The sequence below is a fragment of the Pseudidiomarina sp. genome, from assembly GCF_048268165.1.
Classification (GTDB): Bacteria; Pseudomonadota; Gammaproteobacteria; order Enterobacterales; family Alteromonadaceae; genus Pseudidiomarina.
In genome coordinates this window covers 1-5,295 of record NZ_JBLWWA010000034.1, presented here as the reverse complement: position 1 = coordinate 5,295, position 5,295 = coordinate 1, and the positions used below count along the sequence as shown (strand labels likewise).

7 protein-coding genes and 1 pseudogene are annotated in these 5,295 nt (G+C 47.6%); all 8 read left to right on the top strand.

Annotation, left to right across the window (positions count from 1 at the left end):
- Positions 1-474: 474 nt before the first annotated feature.
- Positions 475-894: a hypothetical protein gene (locus ACN0UY_RS12955; protein WP_417667659.1), complete on the top strand. Its 420-nt coding sequence runs from the start codon at positions 475-477 to the stop codon at positions 892-894.
- 359 nt (positions 895-1,253) lie between these two features.
- The gene (locus ACN0UY_RS12950; RefSeq protein ID WP_354411621.1) at positions 1,254-2,552 is read left to right on the top strand and encodes a tyrosine-type recombinase/integrase; all 1,299 of its coding nucleotides are present in this window, start codon (positions 1,254-1,256) and stop codon (positions 2,550-2,552) included.
- Between the two features lie 52 nt (positions 2,553-2,604).
- A complete protein-coding gene (locus ACN0UY_RS12945) occupies positions 2,605-2,916 on the top strand; it encodes a type II toxin-antitoxin system HigB family toxin (protein WP_354411618.1) in 312 nt (103 codons plus the stop codon).
- A 10-nt stretch (positions 2,917-2,926) separates the two neighbouring features.
- Complete coding sequence (locus ACN0UY_RS12940; RefSeq protein WP_091828089.1) at positions 2,927-3,361, top strand: helix-turn-helix domain-containing protein; 435 nt, start codon at positions 2,927-2,929, stop codon at positions 3,359-3,361.
- A 120-nt stretch (positions 3,362-3,481) separates the two neighbouring features.
- Positions 3,482-3,703, top strand: a pseudogene (locus ACN0UY_RS12935) (RHS repeat-associated core domain-containing protein); the annotation flags it as partial.
- A gap of 24 nt (positions 3,704-3,727) precedes the next feature.
- Positions 3,728-4,069, top strand: a complete 342-nt coding sequence (locus ACN0UY_RS12930; RefSeq protein ID WP_139253968.1) for a DUF1493 family protein — start codon at positions 3,728-3,730, stop codon at positions 4,067-4,069.
- 394 nt (positions 4,070-4,463) lie between these two features.
- Positions 4,464-4,859: a hypothetical protein gene (locus tag ACN0UY_RS12925; protein WP_417667656.1), complete on the top strand. Its 396-nt coding sequence runs from the start codon at positions 4,464-4,466 to the stop codon at positions 4,857-4,859.
- Positions 4,860-4,982: 123 nt separating this feature from the next.
- Positions 4,983-5,295: RHS domain-containing protein (locus ACN0UY_RS12920; RefSeq protein ID WP_417667654.1), on the top strand; the 313-nt coding region annotated here is incomplete at its 3' end.

The window sequence follows — 5,295 nt, the reverse complement described above, 5'->3', positions numbered from 1 at the left end:
GGGCTCGAATATGGGGCGTGGTTCGTGCATTCTTATGGGGGTTGTTCATGTCGGTTGTTCTGTGCTGTTTGTTTGGCGATAACCAGCATCTCGAACTTAACCGGCGTGAACAACCTCCTTAGCACCCACAGCTAGGCCTGGTTCTTTAGATTCCAGAGCGCTGCAGGCCTTAAAGAAAAAAATGGATAGAAATGATAGTGCTTACCAAGGAATTCCTAAGACGCAAGAAGGAGCAAACGATTTAATTCGAGAGGTATTAAATTCGAAGAACCCTGTGGTTAGAACTAAATGCAGAAACGGCCAAGAGGTACGAGACGTTTTGATACCTCTACAGGAAGGGGTGTTAGGACTATTGATGGGAAATTTGATACCTTTTTGAATCATTTAAAATAATGGTGATCTTATGATTAATTCACTACCAATTCTAACCAATTGGATTTATTAAGATCTATTTTGGGGGCGAGCATTTTCTCGGTGATGCGTCAGATATTTAAGAGCGACTTTGATCTTCAGGACTACCAGCAAAATGCTGATGGTCCTATAGAATTGAAATTTGATACTGTAGATTCAATTTACTTTGATGCAAATGCTGAAGGGTTTAGCGTTGGTGTAAATGCAGGGGGAATGCCTAGATATGGTGAATCATATGTTCTATCAAATGTAGGGAGAAATTCTTTTTGGTCTGACAAAATCAACCAAAAAATCTGTAATATTTCCTATCTAAAGTCCTCAGATTTTACAGAAGATTACCCCTGTGAGTTTGGAATAAGGATGCATTTTGAGAATGGAAGTTCTGTTGTTTTTGAATATGTAGATGAGATGGAGTTTCCAGATACACTGAGAATTGTTGAGAAACATGACGGTAATAATCATGAAGAAGTATTCGTAGAGTAGTGAATCGCGAATTCAACTCCGAAGTGCGACACCGTGAATTCAACTCCGAAGTGCGACACCCTCCTATATTCCGCCAATGAGTGGTGGCCGGGGAAAGCACTGCATCACACATCCGCAAGCAAGCGATGATCTGCTGTGCGAGCAGATTATCGACCGCTACCGTCGTGCTCTCGCTCATCATGAGCAGGCACGGCGGTTCTTACTGACCTACGGCATCTTCAGGAACCGCCTCCTGTCCGACTTTCGACTGGGGGGCTGCGACCGTACCCTGGGGTTGCGATTACAGCGTTTGGAGCGCGAGCAGGAGGCCTATACCCGTGGGGCACTTCAACGCTTAGGGTTGCTGAAGCTGTCCGGGCATGAGTTTCTTCCGGGGTTGTGTCGTGTTTCCCTTCCTCGATGCGGACGGGAGTATTACCGGAGCCTATGGCAAACGTATTACTCCGAAGTTGAAAGCAGGCTCGGTCTACCAGGTGTACTGGATCACTGAGCGTACCCGGTTGTTTAACGAACGGGTCTTGCTGGACGCCAAAGAGATAATCCTGTGCAAGAACCCGCTGGAGGCGCTGATCTGGTGGCAGCAAGGCTTTCAGCGGGTGATTGCGCTTATGAGCTGTCATGCCTTCAAGCAAATACATCTCGATCTACTGAGGGAGCACCGGATAGAGCGCGTCTACCTGGCATTGTGTGGCACAGCCGCCGAACTGGATGCCATGCGTACCATTGCCGTGATGATGGAGGCCGCCAATATGGTGCTGTTCCCGGACGGGCAGGATGCCAGTCATTTCGTTAACCACCGAACGCCCTCAGGTCGACTTTGCCGAGTTGCTCGCACAGGAGATCAGGGTGTCACGACCATCACCAGTATCGATCTGGAGCTGCTGGAAGCCTATCGGCGTTACCTGTACCGCTATCGGAAACCGCGTGATCATACGCCACTCGATCTATCGACACAGCGTATGCGCCTGATGGAGGTGACTGGTTTCCTCAAATGCATGCGTTACTACGACATCATCCAGTCCAATTTTTTCAGCAAGTTTCCGCTACCCCGTGTGCCTCGAAAGCTGCCCCTGGTGATACCAGCGGAGCAGGAGATCGAGCTGATCTTCCACCAGACGCTTGCCAAGGGCCGTATGGGACTGCGAGACCGGGCGATTCTGGAGGTCTACTACGCCACCGGTATACGCCGCAGTGAGTTGGCTCAACTTGATCTGGCTGACATCGACTTTACGGAGCAGGTGATCACCATCCGAAAAGGCAAAGGCTCACTGGATCGCAAGGTACCGATCGCGCCAAGGGCCTTGGACTGGTTACAACGATACATCGAAGATCTTCGTCCTGAGCAGCTCACGCTGGAGAGTGGTATCGCCGTGTTCCTGGGGAGGGCGGGGCGACGTATCCAGCGTAGCGCCCTGACCGACCTGGTGGGTGAATATGTACGCCGGTCCGGCGTCGGAAAGGAGGGAGCCTGCTACCTCATGCGGCATGCCAGCGCAACCCACATGCTCAAGCACGGTGCCGACATCCGCTATGTCCAGGAGCTGTTGGGACACCAGGATATCAAGAGCACGCAGATCTATACCCATGTCACGATCAGCGATCTCAACGCTGTTTACAGGCGGACTCATCCGGCAGCGAAGAAATCAACGAAAAGTTGACGAGTAGTCAACATGAAACTATAGTTGACGTGTGGTCAACCAAGGGTAGCCGATGAATGTAATCTCGAAGAAGCCGTTCAACGACGCAGCCAAGAAATACCCGAACGATGAGGCTGCGCTGTTGGATATGTACAAGGTACTACACAAGACGGATTTCAGTACCCCGGATGAGTTAAGGGCGGTTTTTCCAACGCTGGATAACTTCAAGTACAAGGACAAGTGGTGGGTGCTGGATGTGGGTGGCAACAATCTTCGTGTGCTTGCATTCATTCAGTTTGTGAATAAGCGCATATATATCAAACACATCGTTAATCATGCGGACTACGACAAGCTGACGAAGCGATACATGAAAGATCAAGATTAGAGGTGATAACATGGGACAGCTAGCAATTGTCGATGCATATCAGGCATTTATGGCGACTGCACAGCCGCTCATTAACATAGAGACCGACGAACAGTACGAAGCGACGCTGGAAACGCTGGAGCAGGTACTGGAATCGGCCAGCGATACCCTGGACGATCCGATGAACCCCCTCATCGACATGCTCAGCCATGCAATTGAGCGGTATGAGTCTCAGGATGAGGAACTGATGGCATTCATTGGAGAAGCTGAAACACTACCAGCCGATATCGCGCTGCTTCGTACCCTGATGAGCCAGCACCATCTGACCGGCAGCGATCTGCCGGAGATCGGCGATAAGACAATGGTCTCCAAAGTTCTGAACGGGAAACGCATTCTGAGCCGCCAGGCCATCGAGAAACTGTCAGAGCGCTTTGAACTGAAACCTGCTATGTTCTTTGGTGAATGACCGAAGAACATAGCTCCATACCATCTAATGCAGAAGGATCTGCTATCGCATAAATCTTTTCTTTAAAATCGCTGCCAAAGCTCAAAGCCCGGTACTGTCTGAGCGCGATTAGTTTACAACTACTTCAGGGACTATGACCCCAATACGGGGCGGTACATTCAGTCAGACCCGATTAGGCTTGAAGGTGGCATAAATACTTATTTTCACGCGAACGCTAATACGTTCAGTTTTTGGGGGCTCGCCTATAGTTTAACGGGAGAGCATGGCATTCCAAACGACTTGGGCGGTGGGCCCCAATTGTGGGTTGGGAACTGCTTGCAAAAGATTACATTTAATATGTAAGCTGTATAGCTAAGTGTGAAGGCGATGAATGTAAGCAGCAATAAAGAAAGCATGGGAAAAAGAATAATTTTATTTTTGTCGAAGAGCCTAAGTGTAAAAGAGGAGGATATTAACTTGGGGTCACGGATCTTTCATGATCTAGGTGTGGATGGAGATGATGCAAAAGAGCTAATGGATAATTATGCTAACGAATTTAACGTATCATTAGATGGATTTAATTTTAATCAATGCTTTGGCCCGGAAAATTCCATATCAATGATTGAATTATTTTTATCGTTTTTTAAAAGAATTGATCAAGAAAATATTAAGGAGTTAAGGGTTGAAGATCTCATAGATGCTGCCGAATCAGGAAGTTTTTGTAAGTAAACATATAAATAATGTTACCCCTGATGGACAGCGCGGCGTTCACACCTTTCTGGTTTCGGGGTGCACACATGACTGTGGTAAGCCGGGCAGTTATGCGCCACCTCTAGCAAACCATCAGTATGCATGTGTTGGTGGATCAGGAAACCTGTAATTGCACAACAGCTAGTTCTGGCGGGACATTGGATAACACATGGCCATTCGGTGATGGAAGCCCCGAGATGCCAACCTCTCCTAATGACGATTATTATGAACCGAGTTCATGTGAAAAAGAGTTAGGAAATGATAGCTGTGTCGAGAGTTGTATTAAGACAGAGTGGTCGAGTCCAAGGCCGTGGTATGGTGTTGGTCCTAATAGAACAAATTGCCAAGAATACACGAGTAATGTGGTGAATAAGTGTATGAAGCTGTGTCAGAGAAAATAGCCATGAGGAAAAGCATGAGGCTTGGAGGGGTAGTTCTTTGGGTCATTGCCAACCTGATAATGACCCTTTATTTTATATCAAGGGTTATGTCTCAGGATATAACGGGCTCAATGCGATATGAAATAGAGTTTCTATCACTGATATGTTTTGGATTAATAAGTTTTCCTTCCGGGATTTTTATTTCAATTATCGCTAACTTTTTGGTCACATTCTTTGGAATTGGATTAATGGAGGTCTATGGTTCAGCGGCCACCATATCTCTTATAGCCTTTTCTTGCATGCTTGGCGGGTTGATACAGTGGTTTTATATTCTCCCGCGTGTAGCTGTATGGTTTAAAAAAGAACGGCGTGCAAAACCTCCAAAATAAATAAAGACTCATTGTGTCCTAAAGCATCAAAATAAATAGGATGTAGGCCATATTTTTTAACTTATAAGGCGGTTTATCCACGCCTTTTTCTTTGCTAAAAATTTTCATCTTCACCAGCAGCGTTTGCACACTTTTCCGGTTTCAGTTGTCACGGTTGACCAGCGGGGTTTGCATTTTGGGCCAGCGCCTACAAGTGTGCGAGCCGGTGACAGTGACAGGCTCTCCAAACGGTGCGGCACTGGCCCCACGTGTATCGGCGTTGCGGTGTATTACATCCATACGGATCACCTCAACACCCCGCGACGCATTAGCGACAACCAAATTGTCTGGCGTTGGGATAACGACCCCTTTGGTCGCCACACAGCCAATGAAGACCCGGACGGTGACAGTCAGCTATTCACCTTCTCTCTGCGCTACCCAGGGCAGTACTACGATG